The organism is Mycobacterium sp. IDUB_1 (genome assembly GCF_055419625.1).
On sequence record NZ_JBVAYA010000004.1, the window covers coordinates 240353 to 254200 of the forward strand.

Here is a 13848-nt window from a genome sequence, read left to right on the forward strand (position 1 = left end):
GAGGCCTGTTCACTCACGCTCGAAGAGGAGTCACCTATGCCTGTCGTCGTCGTCGCGACCATGACCGCCAAGCCCGATTCGGTGGACGCCGTCCGCGAAGCCTGCAAGAAGGCGATCGAGGCCGTGCACGACGAACCGGGCTGCGAGCTGTACGCCCTGCACGAGGCAGACGGCACCTTCGTGTTCGTCGAGCAGTGGGCCGACGCGGACGCACTCAAGACCCATGGCACCGCGCCGGCGGTCGGCACCCTGTTCGGCACGATCGGCGAGCATCTCGACGGCGCGCCCGACATCAAGATGCTCGCGCCCGTGGTCGCCGGCGACCCCGCCAAGGGACAGCTTCGGCCCTAGCCATGGGTGAACTCAGCGGCAAGGTCGCGTTGATCACCGGCGCCGCGCGCGGGCAGGGCCGGGCGCATGCGGTGAAGCTCGCCTCGGCGGGCGCCGACATCATCGCCCTCGACCTGTGCGCACAGATCGAGTCGGTGCCCTATCCGCTGGCCACCCCCGACGATCTGGCGGAGACGGTGGCGCTCGTCGAGAAGACGGGTGCGCAAATCGTGGCCTCGGAGACCGACGTCCGGGATCGCGACGCGCTCAAGGCAGCCGTGCGCGAGGGCACCGAGCGCCTCGGTGAGCGGCTCGACATCGTGGTCGCCAACGCCGGTATCGCGCCGATGACCGCAGCGCAGGCGTGGCAGGACGTCATCGATGTCAACCTCACCGGCGCCTATCACACTGTCGACGTCGCGATGAAGCCGATGATCAAGTACGGCAACGGCGGCTCGATCGTGCTCACCAGTTCGGTGGCCGGGCTCGTCGGTGTCGGCGCGCCGATCGCGGGAGCAGTCGGCTACACCGCGGCCAAGCACGGCATGGTGGGCCTGATGCGGGCATACGCCAATTTCCTTGCCGCATACAGCATTCGGGTCAATTCGATCCATCCTGCCGGCGTGAACACCCCGATGATCGACAACGAGTTCACCAAGTCATGGCTCGACGGCCTGGCCGGCGAGGACGGTCCGGACATGGGTAACGCCCTGCCGGTGCGGGCACTGGAGGCCGAGGACATCGCCAACGCGGTGTACTGGCTTGTCTCCGATGCCGCGCGTTACGTCACCGGCGTCGCGCTGCCCGTCGACGCCGGGTTCGTCAACAAGCGATGACCGGCGGCAATCCCGCCGCGCAGACGGCGTTCGGCCCGATGGTGCTCTCGGCGATCGAGCAGAACGAGCCGCCGCAGCGGCGGCTCGTCGACGACGATCTGGCAGAGGCGTTCCTGCCCGCTCGGCTGCGCGCGGTGGCGGCGGCAACTCGCGTGGCGCCGGTGCGCCATGCCGCGATGGCGGCCGTGCAGCGCAGTGGACCGGGCCTGTGGTCGAGCATCGCGTGCCGTAAGCGGCTCATCGACGAGCGACTCTCCGATCCCCTCAACGAAACCGATGCCGTCGTCGTCCTCGGCGCCGGCCTCGACACCCGCGGATGCCGCATCGCCCGGCACAGCGACCTGCCGGTGTACGAGGTCGACCAGGCGGTGAACATCGAGCGCAAAGCCGCCGTCCTGCAGCGAGTGCTGGGCGGCACGCCCGCCTCGGTGCACCTGGTGGCCGCCGATCTCGAAAGCGACGACCTTCTCGCTGCACTGCGCTCGGCCGGATACGACGCGTCGCGGCGCACGTTCTTCATCGTCGAAGGGGTGACCCAGTACCTCTCCCCCGATGCCGTGCGCACCACGTTCGCCGCGCTCGGGACGGCGGGTCCGGGCAGTCGGCTCGTGTTCAGCTACATACGGCAGGACTTCCTCGACGGGACCAACCTCTACGGCGCAGCGTCTCTGCATCGGCGGTTCTGCGGGCGACGTCCGGTGTGGCGCACCGGGTTGGTCCCCGAACAGGTCGGCGAATGGTTGGCCGAGCTGGGGTGGCAGCTGGTCGAGCAGGCGGGCCCCAGCTACTACCGCGACCTCTACATCCGCCCCACCGGCCGCGCGCTGGCGGCGTCCCCGATCGAGTGGACAGCGGTCGCCCAGCGCTGACCGGCCGTCCACTCCGACTGCGGGGCCGGTGTTTCCGGGTACCTTCGTGCGGTGAGCCTTGTGGCAGTTGAGCAGATGAGCTGCGGAGTCGGCGATGGCTGAGCCTGTCGCGCGGGTGGAATCGACGGGCGATGCGATCGCTCACGCGTTGCGCGAGGAGATTCTGGCCGGGCGTCTCGTCGGGGGCGAGCGTCTGGTCGAAGAGGCAATCGCGAAGCGCTACGGCGTGTCTCGTGTTCCGGTGCGCGAGGCACTGAGCCGCTTGCAGTCCGAGGGCTTCGTCACCATCGTGCGCTATCGCGGCGCGGCGGTGTCCGAGACACTGATCCAAGACAGCCGCGAGCTGCTGCAGATTCGCCGCGGACTCGAAGTGCTGTCGGCACAGTTGGCCGCGGGGAACCAGGGAGGCGAGGTTGCCGACCAGTTGGCCGCCATTGCCGAGGAGCGCTCCCAGGAACCACAGACCGATGGACCGCCGTTCCACCAGTTGGTGGCGGCAGCGTCGGGAAACCGGCAGCTCGAGGAGATGCTGGCCAACATCAACCGTCGCGTCCAGTGGGGTCTGGGCCACAACCCTCATACATCGGTCAGCGACCACCGAGTGCTGGCCGTGGCGATCCTGGACGGCTCCATCGTGCAGGCGGGCTACCTGATGGACGAGCATCTCCGCCGCGACGAGCAGTATTTCGCGGAGAAGTTCAGCCACGAGTAGCCAGGCGCAGGCGCTGCGCACAGGTCGGATTGTATTACGATTCGAGCGGAGTTTTCTTCGCTGTAATCGATATGGCCTGTTCAGAAATGGTGACGTAACATCTGTCGTATACAAACTGATCAGCACGGCTTCAGTCAGGGACGACGCGGAGTCGGCTCACCCGCACGATCAGTGCCGGTGCCGACGAACCCTTCCGGAGCCCGCCATGTCCCTTGCCCGTACCGACGCCACCACTGGCGTCACCACGTCCGACCCCGCAGCATCGCCGGGGTTGACCGCTGCGCTGGATCGCATCGGCTTCGGCCGCGTCCAAGCTGCGCTGATCTTGCTGCTGATGGCAGGGCTGTTCTTCGACTCCCTGGAACAGAACTCCACCGGCGCGATGGGACCCTTGCTGAAGGAGACTTTCGGGATCGGCAACGCCGAACTCACGATGATCAACACCGCCACCGTGCTCGGCGGACTGGCCGGTCGGCTGATCGGTGGATACCTGGCCGACCGATGGGGTCGGCGCACCGCCCTGAGCCTGAACCTGCTCGTGTACACCCTCGGCGGCCTGATCAGCGCCGTTGCGGTGAACTACGAGATGCTTTTGGCGAGCCGCTTCATCGTCGGCATCGGACTGGGCGGCGAATTCACCGTCGGCCTGGCGATGCTCGCCGAGATCGTCGCCACCCGGCACCGCGGCTCCCTGCTCGCGACGCTCAACATCTCCTCGGGGGGTATCGGCAACATCGCCTCGTTCGGCTTCTTCTGGCTGGTCCTCGGCCCGCTCAACGGCGTACTCGGTGGCAACGACACATCATGGCGGTGGACGTACGTGATCCTCGCCGTCCCAGCGGTGCTCGTGGTCTTTTTCCGGCGCTACCTACCCGAGTCGCCCCGGTTCCTGCTGTCCAAGGGCCGCGTCGACGAGGCGAACCAGAGCCTCACGCGGCTGGCCAGCGGAAGCGTCGCCGCACTCCGAAAGCCGGGCCGCACACAACAATTCGTCACCGAAACCGACATCCCGGCAACGGTGAAGAGCAGCTACGCCGAGGTGTTCAAAGGGCAGAACCTGCGGCGTACCGCTGCGATCGGGGCGGCCTCGTGGATGTCGTTCGGGGCTCAGGTGACACTGTTGTTCCTGATGCCCATCCTGCTGGTGTCCCGCGGATACTCATTGGCGGATTCGCTGGCGTTCACCATGATCATGAACATCGGGTCGCTGTTCGGCGCCTGCGCTGCCTCGTATCTGGCCGGCAAGGCACCGCGACGGCTCACCGTCACCGTCGCCGCCGTTCTCGGATGCATCTCGGCCATCTGCTTCGCATCCTTCGCCCATTCGACCGCGCTGATCCTGGTGCTCGGCATGATCTTTCAGTTCTTCACGATGATGCTCAACACCATGCTCTCGGTCTGGTCGCCGGAGCTGTTCCCCACGTCGGTACGGGCCATGGGCACATCGGTCGTGAATGGTATCGGCAACGTCGCCGGGGCAGTCATGCCCTTCGCAGCGTTGTTCTTCTTCGACCGCGCCGGCGTGGCCGGGGTGTTCGCGATGATCGCCGTCATGTACGCGCTGCTGGTCGCTGCAGCGCGCTTCGGTCCGGAAACGTTCGGCCAGCCACTGGAAGCCGTCACCGAAAAGCCTGTACTCGCGCACGCTGCCTGAAAACACGAGGCTCGAGTTCTCCTTCCGTCACCACCAGAAAGAACGAAACATGCTGACACTGAACATTTCCGCGACCGCCCACGGACTGAACTATCTTCCGCAGTACTACGCAGAGCGCATCGGATTGTTCGCCGATCACGGTCTCGCCGTCACCGCGACAGCGAAGGATCCGTGGACCGGCGTACTCGACGATCTCGACAGTGGCGCTGCGGACATCGCACTCGGCGGTCTCTGGGTACCGGCGATGTACGTGGGCACCTCCCGCGAGCTGTCGGTTTTCGCCCAGGTCAACCACCAGTTCCCGAAAGCTCTGGTGACGCGAGCACCCCGGCCGGAGTTCGCCTGGTCCGACTTGATCGGGCACACCGTGCTCGCACCAGGCATCGGCGGCAGCGCGCCCTACGCGTTCACTGCCGGCCTCATTCGCGAAGCGGGCGTCGATCCCGCCTCGATCACGTTTCTGCGCGATCTGTCGACACCGATGTTCGTCGAGCTGTTCGAAGCCGGACTCGGCGAGGCCATCGTGCTGGACCACACCAATGCAGAAGCATTGCAGCACAGAGGAACCGGGTTCATCGCTGACGACTACGTCGCCAAGGGCGGATTGGGCCCCAACAGCGTGTACTACTGCCGCTCGGAGCGGATGGAGGAACTCGCCGACCGATTGGTGCTCTTCACCTCCGCTCTGAGCCAGTCGATGCAACTGCTGAAGTCCGTGACCGTCGACGATCTTGCGCCACTGCTGCGCGAGCACTGGCCGTCCGCACCGTCGGAGGTCCTGGAGCGTGCATGTGGCCGGATGCTTCACTCTGCGACCTGGGCCACCACCCGCATCGACCGGTCGGCTACTGAACGGTGGTTGCGTATCCTGTTCCAGGAGAGCATGGTTCGCTCGATACCTGCGTTCGACGACGTCGTCGACACCCGCATCGTCGACGCGGTCGACTTTCTTGCGGTCACAGCCTGATTCGCCGTGGTCCTCGTCCTGACGCACTCCGACATCGCCGACCTGCTCGACCGGAACGACATTCGCGACGCCGTGGAGAGCGCCCACGGAGCGCTGTCCCGCGGTCAGTGGGAGAACCCGGCGCCGCGATCTCTGCACCTCCCCGAGCGGGGGTCGGCGGTTCCGATGGTCACGGCCAGCACGGCTTCGGTCTCGGTCAAGGTGCTGTGCGATCTGCCGGGCAACGTGACCCGCGGACTGCCCGGTCAACGCTCCACGATCGTGATCAGCTCGGCACTCACCGGCGAGTGCATCGCCCTGCTCGACGGCCGCGCGATCACGGCCATCCGCACGGCGGCAACCAGCGCGGTGGCCACCGCGCACCTGGCGACTGACTCTGCATCTGTGCTCGGGCTCGTCGGCGCAGGCAACCTCGCCGTCGAACACGCCCACGCCATCGCCGCGATCAGGGACATCGAGAGGATCGTCGTGTGGAGCCGCAGCGGCACCACGGTAGATGCGTTCCTCGCCGCGACCGGCGACCTCGGCATCCCCGTCACCAGGACAGCGTCAGCCCAGACGGTCGTGGCCGAGGCCGACATAGTCTGCACCCTGACACCCTCGCGTGAGCCCATCGTCTTCGGAGAGTGGCTGCGGTCCGGGCAGCACGTCAACGCGGTCGGCGCACCGCCCCGACCGGATCATCGCGAAGTGGATTCACGCGCCATGGCGCGGTCGCGCCTCGTCGTCGACAGCCACGCCAACGTGATGTCGAAGTCCGGCGGGGTTCTCCTCGCCCTTGCCGACGGCGCCATCACCGCCGACGACGCCCGCACAGAGCTCGGTGACGTCATCACCGGGGCCGCCCTCGGCCGAACGTCACCCGAGGACATCACGCTGTTCGAGTCGGTCGGCATGGGGTTGCAGGACCTTGCCACTGCCGAACTCGTCGTCGCCCGCGCCCGCGAGCTCGGCCGCGGTACGTGCATCGACTTGGCGTCGTAGCTCGGGCTGCAGGCCCGCTAGACCTCGATGACGGTCGGCACGATCATCGGCTGGCGACGGTAGGTCTCACCCACCCACTTGCCCACGATGCGTCGCACCGCCTGGGCGATGCGCGCCGGATCGGTGACGTGCTGCCCGGCAAGGTTCTCCAGCTCCGCCTGCACGCGACGGGCGACGGGCTCGAGCGCTTTGGGATCTTCGGAGAAACCGCGCGAGGACAGGTGGGCAGGCCCCACCGCCTGACCGGTGCCGCGGCGCACCACGACCGTCACCGCGATGAAGCCGGACGACAGGATGAGCCGCTCGCCCAGGGTCGCGTCGCCGACATCGCCGGTGACGAGACCGTCGACGAACATCTTGCCGACCGCGACGGCGCCGGCGATTGCGACGCGGCCCGCCGACAGGTCGACGCTGACCCCGTTTTCGGCGATGACGATGTTCTCCTCGTCGACGCCGGTGCTCGCTGCCAGCGCGGCGTTGGCGCGCAGCATCCGCCACGTGCCGTGCACGGGCATCACGTTTCGCGGGCGCACCCCGTTGTAGAGAAACAACAGCTCGCCGGCGTAGGCGTGGCCCGAAACGTGCACGCGGGCTTGACGATTCGTGACCACGCGGGCCCCGATCTTGGCCAGCGAGTCGATCACCCCGTACACCGCCTCCTCGTTGCCGGGGATCAGCGACGAGGACAGGATCACCAGGTCGCCGGCGGTCAGCGTGATGCTGCGATGCTCGCCGCGCGACATGCGCGACAGCGCCGCCATCGGCTCCCCCTGGGTGCCGGTGGTGATCAGCACGACACGGTCGGCCGGCATCATCTCCGCGGCACCGATGTCGAGGACGTCGTCGTCGGCGACGGTGAGGTAGCCGAGGTCGCGGGCGATGCCCATGTTGCGCACCATCGACCGGCCGACGAACGAGACTTTCCGGCCGAGGGAGACCGCGGCATCGATGATCTGCTGCACGCGGTCGACGTTGGAGGCGAAGCACGCGACGATGACACGCCCGTCCGCACCGCGGATGAGGCGGTGCAGCGCCGGCCCGATCTCACTTTCGGACGGTCCCACTCCGGGGATCTCGGCGTTGGTGGAGTCGCACAGGAACAGGTCGACGCCGGCGTCGCCGAGACGGGACATGCCGGGCAGGTCTGTCGGGCGGCCGTCGAGCGGGAGCTGATCGAGCTTGATGTCACCGGTGTGCAGCACCGTGCCCGCGCCGGTGTGGATGGCCACGGCCAGACACCCGGGAACGGAGTGATTGACGGCGAAGTACTGACATTCGAAGACGCCGTGGGTGGAACGCTGCCCTTCGGCGACCTCGACCAGCTTGGGCGACAGCCGGTGCTCGCGGCACTTCTCGGCCACCAGCGCGAGGGTGAACTTCGAGCCGACGATCGGGATGTCGGCGCGCATCTTCAGCAAGTACGGAATCGCGCCGATGTGGTCCTCGTGACCGTGGGTGACGACGAGCGCCTCGACGTCGTCGAGCCGGCCGCCGACGAGCCGCAGATCCGGCAGGATGAGGTCGACACCCGGTTCGTCATGGGTGGGGAACAGCACGCCGCAGTCCACGATCAACAGCCGACCGAGATGCTCGAACGTGGTCATGTTGCGGCCGATTTCGTTGATGCCGCCCAGTGCGGTCACCCGCAGGGCACCAGCGGTCAACGGGCCCGGTGCGACGAGTTCGGATTCCACCGGCGGGCCCGCTACCGGAGCACCGCGGCGGCCCGCAGGTCCGCAGCCAGTGCCTCGAGTTGGTCGGCGGTGGCCGGCACCTGCGGCAGTCGCGGGTCACCGACGTCGAAGCCCTGCAGCTGCAGCGCCGCCTTCGACAGCGTGACGCCGCCGAGCCGGTGTTGCGCAGCCGACAGCGGCGCCAGCGACCCGTTGATCTTGCGTGCGGTCGCCACATCACCGGAAGCGAAGGCGGACAACATGTCTCGCAGCTGCCCTGCGGCGACATGGCCCCACACGCTGATGAAGCCGACGGCCCCCATCGCCAGCCAGGGCAGGTTCAGTGCATCGTCACCGGAGTAGTAGGCCAGCCCGGTCTCGGCGATGATCTGAGCGCCGCCGGGCAGGTCGCCCTTGGCGTCCTTGATCGCGACGATGTTCGGATGCTCGCCCAGGGCCCGGATGGTGTCCCACTCGATCGGCACGACCGACCGCGGCGGAATGTCGTAGAGGATGACCGGCAGGTCCGTCGCGTCGGCGACGGTGCGGAAGTGCGCGAGCAGCCCCTCCTGCGGTGGGCGCGAGTAGTACGGGGTGACGACGAGCAGTCCGTGTGCGCCTTCGGCGGCCGAAGCCTTGGCGAGCCCGACGCTGTGGGCGGTGTCGTAGGTGCCCGCTCCGGCGACGACGCGGGCGCGGTCGCCGACGGACTCGAGCACGGCCCCCAGCAACGCGATCTTCTCGGCGTCGGTGGTGGTCGGCGATTCGCCGGTGGTTCCGGAGACGACGAGGCCGTCGCAGCCGGCGTCGACGAGGTGGATGGCCAGGCGCTTCGCGGTCTCGACATCCAGCGAGCCGTCGGGCTTGAACGGAGTGACCATGGCCGTCAACAGGGTGCCCAACCGGGCGGTGACGTCGAAGGCGCTGGTGCTCACGGGCACCAAGATTACCCTCCTCGCCTCAGCCCTCCGTGGCCAACGGGCTGGTCGCGACCTCACTGCCGTCGGCGAGCACGGTGATATCGAAGTCGGCGAACACCGCGGGCGCCGTGTCGGCGAGCTGGCGCAGGCACTCCACGGCCAGGCGCCGGATCTCGACGTCGGCGTGTTCGCTGGCGCGCATCGCGATGAAATGCCGCCACGCCCGGTAGTTGCCGGTGACGACGATGCGGGTCTCGGTCGCGTTGGGCAGCACGGCACGGGCGGCCTGGCGGGCCTGCTTGCGCCGCAGCGTGGCGTTCGGCACGTCGGCGAATCTCTCCTCGAGCCGGGCGAGCAGCTCGACGTAGGCGGCCCGGCTGGCATCGGCGGCCTCGGCGACGATCCGGGTCAGCTCGGGGTCGCCGTCGACACCGGGGGGCGCCACCACCGCGACGTCGCCTTCGGGCACGTAGCGCTGGGAAAGCTGCGAGTAGGAGAAGTGCCGGTGGCGGATCAGCTCGTGGGTGCACGAGCGGGAGATCCCGGTGATGTAGAAGGACACCGAGGCGTGTTCGAGCACCGAGAAGTGTCCGACGTCGATGATGTGCTGCACGTACGCGGCGTTGGTCGCGGTCTTCGGGTTGGGCTTGGACCAGCTCTGGTAGCAGGCCCGGCCGGCGAACTCGACCAGTGCCGCACCGCCGTCGGCGTCGGTGCTCCAGTCGACGTCGGGCGGCGCGGTGAATTCCGTCTTGGCGATCAGCTGCACGCGCAGCGGCGCGATCTCGGCCACCGGCGCAGCCTATCGGCTCTCACTCGGTGGGCACGCCGGCGCGGCGCATCGCGGTCATGATGTGCCCGAAGTCGATCGTGCCGTGGGCGCGAGCCAACGCGTCGGCGTCATCGGCGCGGCCGTCGGTGATCGCGGCGACGATGAGTTCGTGCTCGTGGAGCGCCCGCTCCTCGACGGCGCGCATGGTGTCGGGTTCACCCCACAGGTGGGCGGGTGCTCCGATGCTCACCCGCGCCTTGAGGTCGTTGAGCACGCCCGCGAGCACGTCGTTGTGCGCCGCGTCCGAGATCGCCGCGTGCAGACGGCTGTCCGCCTGCTGGGCTTCCAACCCCGTCTGCGCGGTGCGGTACTCCTCGAGTCGCCTCGCCAGCACGGCGATGTCGGCGTCGGTGCGGGATTCGGCAGCAGCCCGGCACACCGCGCCCTGGAGGCGGCACACCGCGTCGCAGTGCACACGCAGGTCGTCGAGACGGCCCGCCAACGTGCGCCCGACGGCCTCGGTGGACGACTCCGGCCACTGCTGGCGGACGAACGATCCGCCGCCCCGCCCGCGGCGCGTCTCGAGCAGCCCGCGATCGACCAGCCGGGCCAGCGCCGCGCGCACGGTCATCCGACCGGCGCCCAGGTATGCCGCCAGATCGCGTTCGCCGGGCAGCCGCGCACCAGGAAGGTACTCGCCGATCGCGATCGCGGTGATCAGTCGGTCGGCAACCTCGTCGACGCGCGACGAAGAGTCCAGTTGTCGGTGCAGCACGCCGGCCGGCGCCTCACCCGCGGGTGATCCGTTGTGCCCCATCAGCGGAATCCCCTTCTCGTCACCGACATGTTAAATCGTCAGATTGGTCTTGCGGCGAGACCTTTGCAAGGTTCATGCTGATGCGATGCAGCGCGACACCCGTCTGGTCCCGTTCCGCGACTACCAGACCTGGGTGAAGATCACCACACCGGACACCGTGACACCCGGTGCCCTACCGCTTTTCGTCCTCCACGGTGGACCGGGCATGGCGCACAACTACGTGGCCAACATCGCCGGGCTCGCCGACGAGACCGGCCGGGTGGTCATCCACTACGACCAGGTGGGGTGCGGTAATTCCACGCACCTGCCGGACGCGCCCCGCGAATTCTGGACGCCGGCACTGTTCGTCGACGAATTCCACACCGTGGCAAGCGCTCTCGGGATCGAGCGCTACCATCTGCTCGGCCAGTCCTGGGGCGGCATGCTCGGCGCCGAGATCGCGGTACGCCGCCCCGCCGGCCTGGCCTCGCTGGCGATCTGCAATTCCCCTGCGTCGATGGAACTCTGGGTGCAGGGCGCGACAGAACTGCGGGCGCAGCTGCCGCCGCAGACCCAGGAAGCTCTCGACCGGCACGAAGCGGCCGGCACGGTCACCGACCCGGAGTACCTGGCCGCGACGATGGAGTTCTATCGCCGCCACGTCTGCCGGACGGAGCCATTCCCCCAGGACTTCCTCGACAGCGAGGCGCAGATGGAGGCCGAACCCACCGTCTATCACACGATGAACGGGCCCAACGAGTTTCACGTCGTCGGCACCCTGCGGGACTGGACGATCGTCGACCGCCTGCCCGACATCGAGGTGCCGACGCTGGTGGTCGCCGGGGAGTTCGACGAGGCCACACCGGCCACCTGGCAGCCCTACGTCGATCACATCCCCGATGCGCGCGGTCACGTCTTCGCCGAATGCAGCCATTGCAGCCATCTGGAAAAACCCGAGGAGTTCCGCGCCGTGGTCGCGGCCTTCCTCGCCGAGCACGAGGACACCCCATGACCGAGACCGAACCCGCCGCACAGCGCACGCTGGAATCCTTCGGCTACAAGCAGGAACTGCACCGTTCGGTGTCGACGTTCGACCTGCTGGTCTACGGGCTGGTGTTCATGGTGCCGATCGCGCCGTGGGCGATCTTCGGCACCGTCTACAACAGCTCCTCGGGCATGGTGCCGCTGGTGTACGTCATCGGACTGGTCGCGATGATCTTCACCGCGATCGCCTACGCGCAGATGGCCAAGTCGTTCCCGCTGGCCGGGTCGGTGTTCTCCTACGTCGGCCGCGGAATCCATCCCGGCGCAGGGTTTTTCGCAGGCTGGGCGATGCTGCTCGACTACCTGCTGGTGCCGACGCTGCTGTACGTGTTCGCCGCGGAGTCGATGATCGGGTTGTTCCCCGACACCCCGCGGTGGATGTGGGCGATCCTGTTCGTGCTCGTCAACACCGCGATCAACCTGCTGGGTGTCGACTCTTTGAAGATGGCCAACCGGGTGTTCCTCGCCATCGAGCTCGTGTTCGTGGTGGTGTTCGTCGTGATCGCGGTACGCGCGATCAGCGGCGGAAGCCTGCCCGACGTCGGCTGGAGCACCAGCCCCATCTGGAACCCGGAGACCGTCAGCGCGCCGCTACTGGCCGCGGCGCTGTCCATCGCGGTGCTCAGTTTCCTCGGCTTCGACGGGATCTCGACCCTGGCCGAGGAGTCCACGGGCACCCGCAATCCGGCCGGTAAGGCAATGGTCGGCGCGCTGTTCATCGTGGCGTTCCTGTTCATCGTGCAGACGTGGCTGGCCAGCCTGCTCGCCGGCGGCCGCGAGGCGTTCCCCGATGACGAGGTCGGAAACGCCTTCTTCAACCTGGTGCAGGCGGCGTCGTCGACCGGCTGGATGAACGCGTTCTTCGTCGTCAACGTGCTCGCCGTCGGCTTCGCCAACGCGATGGCGGCCCAAGCCGCCACCAGCCGGCTGCTGTTCTCGATGAGCCGCGACCGGCAACTCCCCCACTTCCTGTCGAAGATCAGCTCGCGGCAGGTGCCGATCGCGGCCATCCTGACGGTCAGCGCGCTGTCGATCGTGCTGGTGCTGTTCTTCGTCGGCCAGATCGCGCTGATCTCGTCTCTGGTCAACTTCGGCGCGCTGTTCGCGTTCTGTCTGCTGCACATCTCGGTGGCGTGGTACTACCTGGGCCGCAAGAAGTCGAAGAACTACCTGCTGCACCTCGTCGTGCCGGCGCTGGGTTTCGTGATCATCGCCTACGTGCTGTTCAACGCCGACTCGCTGGCCAAGATCGGCGGCGTCGTGTGGTTGGCGATCGGCGCGGTGGTCTACGTGGTGAACAGGATGCGCGGCGTCAGCACAGGGCCGTCCGAGGATCACGCGGCCGAGGCGCCCGCGGCGACGCGTTGACCTGGGCCAGGCCGGCCAGCATCGCCAGGGTGTCCGCCGATGCCGATCCCGGTGCCGCTGTGACGATGCACACCGACTGTCCCTCCGACCGTGCGAGCACCAGGTTGTGCTGCGTCACGGTCAACGAGCCCAGCAGGGGATGCCGGAGCTCGTAGGAGTCTGCTTCGCAGGGCTTCACGCGGTGATCGCGCCACAGGGTCACGAAATCGGGACTCTTCATCGACAGCTCACCGATCAGCGCGGCCAGGGCGGGATCGTCGGGATGACGGCCGGCGGCAAGCCGGAGGGCGCCCACCACGGCGCGCGCCTTGCGGGGCCAGTCGACGTAGAGCTCGCGGGTGTGGCCGTCGAGGAACAGCAGCCTGGCCAGGTTCGGCCGGTCCGCGGGACGGTCGACGGATGCGCGGTCGATGTGGCCGGCGAGCAGCGCGTGCGCCAGCGGGTTCCACGCCAGCACGTCCAGGCGCGTCCCCACCACCAGCGCGGGCACGGCGTCGAGGGAGCGCAGCAGGTCGAGCGTCAGCGGGTCCACGCGCTCACTGGCGGGTCGGCTCGCGCGGCGCGGACGCACCTTCGCCAGGGTGTGCAGGTGGCGGGATTCGTGCTCGTCGAGCCGAAGGGCCCTGGCGATCGCGTCGAGCACCGCGTCCGAGGCGTTGACGGACTGGCCCTGTTCGAGCCGGGTGTAGTACGACACGCTGACCCCCGCCAGCTGCGCCAGTTCCTCACGGCGTAGCCCCGCGACGCGGCGACGTCCGCCCACCATCGTCACGCCGGCCTCGCGTGGATCCAGTTGCGCGCGTTTGGCCCGCAGGAACTCACCGAGGGTCGAGCTACTCATGTCTCCATCTTGCGCTTTGTTCCGGCGACGTCGCCTGACCCTGCCAGTGGTAGGCATGATCCGGTCTGGCGGCCCGGGTGAC

At 68.0% G+C, this 13848-nt stretch carries 14 protein-coding genes; 9 read left to right on the plus strand and 5 right to left on the minus strand.

Annotated features, from left to right (window positions below; all coding sequences use genetic code 11):
- Window positions 1-36: 36 nt before the first annotated feature.
- The 7 genes from ACZYYX_RS22085 (at window position 37) to ACZYYX_RS22115 (ending at window position 6352) form a co-directional block, all read left to right on the plus strand.
- Entirely contained in the window at window positions 37-351 is a 315-nt protein-coding gene (locus ACZYYX_RS22085; protein WP_463816763.1) for a putative quinol monooxygenase, read from the plus strand.
- Between the two features lie 2 nt (window positions 352-353).
- Complete coding sequence (locus ACZYYX_RS22090) at window positions 354-1166, plus strand: mycofactocin-coupled SDR family oxidoreductase (RefSeq protein ID WP_463816764.1); 813 nt, start codon at window positions 354-356, stop codon at window positions 1164-1166.
- Window positions 1163-2035, plus strand: coding sequence for an SAM-dependent methyltransferase (locus ACZYYX_RS22095; protein WP_463816765.1), 873 nt, complete (start codon window positions 1163-1165; stop codon window positions 2033-2035). The genes ACZYYX_RS22090 and ACZYYX_RS22095 overlap by 4 nt, the downstream gene beginning before the upstream one ends.
- 94 nt (window positions 2036-2129) lie before the next feature.
- Window positions 2130-2747: a GntR family transcriptional regulator gene (locus ACZYYX_RS22100; RefSeq protein ID WP_463816766.1), complete on the plus strand. Its 618-nt coding sequence runs from the start codon at window positions 2130-2132 to the stop codon at window positions 2745-2747.
- A 205-nt stretch (window positions 2748-2952) separates the two neighbouring features.
- Window positions 2953-4401 carry an MFS transporter gene (locus tag ACZYYX_RS22105; protein WP_463816767.1) on the plus strand — a complete coding sequence of 483 codons (1449 nt, stop codon included), beginning with the start codon at window positions 2953-2955 and terminating at the stop codon, window positions 4399-4401.
- A gap of 49 nt (window positions 4402-4450) precedes the next feature.
- On the plus strand, window positions 4451-5368 hold the full coding sequence (locus ACZYYX_RS22110; RefSeq protein ID WP_463816768.1) for an ABC transporter substrate-binding protein: 918 nt from the start codon (window positions 4451-4453) through the stop codon (window positions 5366-5368).
- 6 nt (window positions 5369-5374) lie between these two features.
- A complete protein-coding gene (locus tag ACZYYX_RS22115; protein WP_463816769.1) occupies window positions 5375-6352 on the plus strand; it encodes an ornithine cyclodeaminase family protein in 978 nt (325 codons plus the stop codon).
- Window positions 6353-6369: 17 nt separating this feature from the next.
- Here ACZYYX_RS22115 and ACZYYX_RS22120 read toward each other — a convergent pair whose 3' ends face one another.
- From ACZYYX_RS22120 to ACZYYX_RS22135, 4 genes are read right to left on the minus strand one after another with little or no spacing between them, the layout of a single operon-like run.
- Window positions 6370-8046 carry a ribonuclease J gene (locus tag ACZYYX_RS22120; protein WP_463816770.1) on the minus strand — a complete coding sequence of 559 codons (1677 nt, stop codon included), beginning with the start codon at window positions 8044-8046 and terminating at the stop codon, window positions 6370-6372.
- Between the two features lie 11 nt (window positions 8047-8057).
- Window positions 8058-8960, minus strand: coding sequence for a 4-hydroxy-tetrahydrodipicolinate synthase (dapA, locus tag ACZYYX_RS22125; RefSeq protein WP_463816771.1), 903 nt, complete (start codon window positions 8958-8960; stop codon window positions 8058-8060).
- A gap of 25 nt (window positions 8961-8985) precedes the next feature.
- Window positions 8986-9738, minus strand: coding sequence for an FAD-dependent thymidylate synthase (gene thyX / locus ACZYYX_RS22130; RefSeq protein WP_463816772.1), 753 nt, complete (start codon window positions 9736-9738; stop codon window positions 8986-8988).
- Window positions 9739-9757: 19 nt separating this feature from the next.
- The gene (locus ACZYYX_RS22135) at window positions 9758-10534 is read right to left on the minus strand and encodes a FadR/GntR family transcriptional regulator (protein ID WP_463816773.1); all 777 of its coding nucleotides are present in this window, start codon (window positions 10532-10534) and stop codon (window positions 9758-9760) included.
- Between the two features lie 85 nt (window positions 10535-10619).
- Here ACZYYX_RS22135 and ACZYYX_RS22140 point away from each other — a divergent pair, with 85 nt between their 5' ends.
- Together ACZYYX_RS22140 and ACZYYX_RS22145 are read left to right on the plus strand one after the other, a co-directional pair.
- Window positions 10620-11525, plus strand: a complete 906-nt coding sequence (locus tag ACZYYX_RS22140) for a proline iminopeptidase-family hydrolase (protein WP_463816774.1) — start codon at window positions 10620-10622, stop codon at window positions 11523-11525.
- Window positions 11522-12925, plus strand: a complete 1404-nt coding sequence (locus ACZYYX_RS22145; protein WP_463816775.1) for an APC family permease — start codon at window positions 11522-11524, stop codon at window positions 12923-12925. Before ACZYYX_RS22140 ends, ACZYYX_RS22145 begins: the two co-directional genes overlap by 4 nt.
- Here the strand turns inward: ACZYYX_RS22145 and ACZYYX_RS22150 are convergent.
- Window positions 12870-13766 (minus strand): helix-turn-helix domain-containing protein, encoded by an 897-nt coding sequence (locus tag ACZYYX_RS22150; protein ID WP_463816776.1) that lies wholly within the window; start codon window positions 13764-13766, stop codon window positions 12870-12872. The two genes, ACZYYX_RS22145 and ACZYYX_RS22150, sit on opposite strands and share 56 nt — an antisense overlap.
- Window positions 13767-13848 lie beyond the last annotated feature (82 nt).

What these genes read in the sequence shown, in the direction of transcription:
- ACZYYX_RS22085 (WP_463816763.1), top strand. Translation starts at nt 37, where the DNA reads ATGCCTGTCGTCGTCGTCGCGACCATGACCGCCAAGCCCGATTCGGTG.
- ACZYYX_RS22090 (WP_463816764.1), top strand. Translation starts at nt 354, where the DNA reads ATGGGTGAACTCAGCGGCAAGGTCGCGTTGATCACCGGCGCCGCGCGC.
- ACZYYX_RS22095 (WP_463816765.1), top strand. Translation starts at nt 1,163, where the DNA reads ATGACCGGCGGCAATCCCGCCGCGCAGACGGCGTTCGGCCCGATGGTG.
- ACZYYX_RS22100 (WP_463816766.1), top strand. Translation starts at nt 2,130, where the DNA reads ATGGCTGAGCCTGTCGCGCGGGTGGAATCGACGGGCGATGCGATCGCT.
- ACZYYX_RS22105 (WP_463816767.1), top strand. Translation starts at nt 2,953, where the DNA reads ATGTCCCTTGCCCGTACCGACGCCACCACTGGCGTCACCACGTCCGAC.
- ACZYYX_RS22110 (WP_463816768.1), top strand. Translation starts at nt 4,451, where the DNA reads ATGCTGACACTGAACATTTCCGCGACCGCCCACGGACTGAACTATCTT.
- ACZYYX_RS22135 (WP_463816773.1), bottom strand. Translation starts at nt 10,534, where the DNA reads ATGGGGCACAACGGATCACCCGCGGGTGAGGCGCCGGCCGGCGTGCTG.
- ACZYYX_RS22140 (WP_463816774.1), top strand. Translation starts at nt 10,620, where the DNA reads ATGCAGCGCGACACCCGTCTGGTCCCGTTCCGCGACTACCAGACCTGG.
- ACZYYX_RS22145 (WP_463816775.1), top strand. Translation starts at nt 11,522, where the DNA reads ATGACCGAGACCGAACCCGCCGCACAGCGCACGCTGGAATCCTTCGGC.
- ACZYYX_RS22150 (WP_463816776.1), bottom strand. Translation starts at nt 13,766, where the DNA reads ATGAGTAGCTCGACCCTCGGTGAGTTCCTGCGGGCCAAACGCGCGCAA.